Origin of the sequence: Streptomyces marokkonensis (genome assembly GCF_039539045.1) — a bacterium.
Taxonomy (GTDB): domain Bacteria; phylum Actinomycetota; class Actinomycetes; order Streptomycetales; family Streptomycetaceae; genus Streptomyces; species Streptomyces marokkonensis.
The window spans coordinates 1-3,012 of record NZ_BAABCQ010000330.1; the positions used below are offsets into that span (position 1 = coordinate 1).

Annotated in this window: 3 protein-coding genes and 1 pseudogene; 2 read left to right on the top strand and 2 right to left on the bottom strand. The window is 63.3% G+C overall.

What is annotated here, in order from left to right:
* Both ABEA26_RS35555 and ABEA26_RS35560 read right to left on the bottom strand, forming a co-directional pair.
* A pseudogene (locus tag ABEA26_RS35555) lies at positions 1–1,484 on the bottom strand (hypothetical protein); the annotation flags it as partial.
* 7 nt (positions 1,485–1,491) lie between these two features.
* A complete protein-coding gene (locus tag ABEA26_RS35560) occupies positions 1,492–2,007 on the bottom strand; it encodes a hypothetical protein (protein ID WP_345598152.1) in 516 nt (171 codons plus the stop codon).
* A 580-nt stretch (positions 2,008–2,587) separates the two neighbouring features.
* Here ABEA26_RS35560 and ABEA26_RS35565 point away from each other — a divergent pair.
* Entirely contained in the window at positions 2,588–2,749 is a 162-nt protein-coding gene (locus ABEA26_RS35565; protein ID WP_345598154.1) for a hypothetical protein, read from the top strand.
* A gap of 1 nt (position 2,750) precedes the next feature.
* On the top strand, positions 2,751–2,921 hold the full coding sequence (locus ABEA26_RS35570; RefSeq protein ID WP_345598155.1) for a hypothetical protein: 171 nt from the start codon (positions 2,751–2,753) through the stop codon (positions 2,919–2,921).
* Positions 2,922–3,012 lie beyond the last annotated feature (91 nt).

Genomic DNA, 3,012 nt, shown 5'->3' on the forward strand with positions numbered 1-3,012 from the left:
GGGTTGTCCGCGATGGAGGAGACCAAACTCTCCATCAGCTTTGCTTGTTGTGCATTGTGGGGCGGTGTGTCCGCCGAAGGTAGCTCGCCGGCCGGGTGCCCTGTCGTTGCAGCCTCCAAGGCCAGAGCCAGGTTGTTCCGCCCGGTGTAAAGGTCGTCACCCTTTGAATTCGTTTCCTGTGGCCAGTCCCGCTCCTCGAAGAGGTACTGGAAATTCGAGAGGGTGACCTTTCCGTTCTTTCCATTGCCATCAGTGTCCCGTTCGAACGGGTTGTCCGGGTCTTCCTTCGACACGTACTGCTGGTTGAAGAAGTCAGTGGCCGCGTCTGGGCTGTTGGACAGTCCTTTCAGATAGCCCGTCAGTGGATCAACCCCGCTGTCGTCCCCGATCCGATTCAGCCAGGGAGACCTGGCACTGTTGCCCCACATGAGGTTTTCGTGCTCGCCGTTCCCCGTGAGTTTCCGCTCGGTGGCCATGAGCTTCGTGCCGTAGTCCTTGAGGAACCGGTCGTCGTAGTCACCGGTCCGCATGAGGTTGCTCATGACCTGGAATCCCATGGGCCCGCCCCGGTCGCCGTACAGCGGCTTGTCGCCGATGTCGATCATCGTGCGCTTCCAGTCGGTCATCGCCGCGGAATCGCTCTGAGTGGCGTGTGCCAGCGTCATGCCCAGGCTGCGCTGCAGGTCGTCGAACTGCTCCAGGCGCTCTCGGCCCAGCTCGTAGTTGCCTCGCTGCGGATCATTGATCCCGGTCCAGAGCTCAAGCGTGTTCTTCGGCCCCAGCGCGGTGGCGAACCGCTCGGCGAACAGCTCGTCGTCGGCGTACTTCTTCAGCCCGGCGTTGAGCCTGTCGAAGTCCTTGACGCTGAGGTCGGCCGGGTCCTTCTTGGCGAGGGCGGCCAGCTCGTCGGCCTTCTTGACGGCCTCGGCGGCGGAGTCCCGGTCGGTGTAGTTCGCATCCGAGAACCCCAGTTTGCTCTGGTCGGCGATGGCCTGGAGGACGGTCTTGGCGGTGTTGTCGCTCTCGGTGGCCTTGTTGAGGATCCCCTGGATCTGGTCACGCAGCGCGGTGATGTCGCCCTTGTTGTCCTGGTCCATCTTGCTGCGGGCCTCGGGGGGCACGTTCGTGGTGACGGTGAAGCCACCCTCGTAGCCGATGACCGTGAGGTTCTTCTTCCGGCCGTCCTCAAGGGCGTCGAGGAGTTGCTGGTGGTAGCCCTTCAGCTCGCCCACCGTGTCGTTGAGGATCTTGTAGATGGTCTTCGCCTGGGTGTGGGCGTCGGTGAACTCGCCGGCCGTCTTGCCGATGAACTCCTTGGACACCTTGGCATTCACTCCGGCCCAGTCGGCCTTGTTGGCGCCCTGGTGAAGATTGTCCTCGGCGTCCGTCTTCATCGTTTCAAGACTATCGACGAGTGTCGACCAGTCCGTGACGGCGTCGTCGACCAGCTTGAAATTGGCGTCGCGCAGAGCTTCGAGTTCCATATCTGAGTCAGTCGTCCTTCTTCTCGCTCTGCTCGCCGTAAATCTTGTTCTTCTCTCCAGGTTCTCCAACCCGTTCATTGAAGCCTGAGTCCAGCGTCGCAATACTGCTCATCTGCCGTTGGATGTAACCCTCGTCGCCGTCATGGATCTTCTTCGAGACCTGCATGTGGTTGGAGATCTGGGCGCACGCGTCCATGAGGGACTTGAGCTGTTCCTCCCACCGGTTCGACACATGCTGAAGCCCCGCCCCGAGCGCGAAGCCCTGTTTCGACAGACTGCCGGCGGCGGTGTCACTGCTGGCGATGTGGACCCGCGCCTTGTCCCACAGTTGGTTGTACAGATCGTGGGCGTCCTTGCCGACCTTGGTCAGGGCGTCGTTCTTGACCTCCAGGCTCCCGTAGTGACTCGGGGGAGCGCTCGTCGGCCCGCCGCCATCCATTTGGTTCAACTGCATGTGCGTGGAGGACCCCTGCTGCCGCTCCAGCGCGTCGGCCTTGAGCTGCTCCCATTCGTCCCATGCCATGGACGGCTACCTTCCCCGTGTACGAAACAATCGCCGCCGGTGGCGGGCGGACGGCGTCCTGCGGTGCCCGGACTCAGCCTCAAGTTAGCAACTGTCCATGGACACTGATACCGGCTATAGCTGACCTTCCGACAGCGCTGGCAATCGGACGGGCATCAGCGGTTGCACAATCACCCAGGCGGCGTCCGAGGACCATAGCCAGGTATGCGATGCGGGCCAGCAGAGCTCTGGTGCGGAGCGACCACATTCCGACGACGCCGGGTCTCGGATCCGGAGCTGCGCCAGTCTTCCGTCATCGTGACGCTGGAGAGGCGTTGAAGCTGTGGTGCGAGCCGACGGGACGCGGTCCCCGGGCTGTGCGAGGGCGGCCGGGTACGGTGAGGACCTGAAAGATCTGGATCGACAGCCTCGGCACCGGCAAGTACGGGGCGCATCACGGTCCCAGCGACCTCTTCACCCAGTTTCCCTGTGGTGGGCTACCTGGTCCGACATATGGTCGACGCGGCCACTACGAGTACTCCGTTGATGCTCGGCAGTGGCCGAGGGTGGGGCCAGGGTCAAGGAGGGGCGAAACGAAGGCATGCCGGCGGGCCTCAGCGGCATGGACTCGCTGCTCGACGCCTGGGGCAGGGTGCACCGCATCGGTGGGCCCGCGGCGCACGTACACGCAGAGGGCGAGGCCGAGCAGAGCTTCATCACCGGGCGCGAGGACGCGTACCCGGCTCTGCGTGCGAGGAAGTGACATGACGAACGGAAAATGCCGCGCGGGTCTCGGACGCAAGGTCGTCGCACCCGCCCTGGCCGTCGCGGTTCTGGCGGCGGGCGCCCACTTGTGGCTGAACACCAATCTCTTCGGCCCCACGGACGTGTGCGGGGGCCTGGTCTCCGCCGACTCCGCCGATACCGTCCTCTAAGAGAGCATCTGATCACTGTTCAGGATGTTGTGGGGTTCATGTCCGTTTCGATTCGCCAGGTAGGCGTAGATTCTCCCGTCAGTTCGCGGGA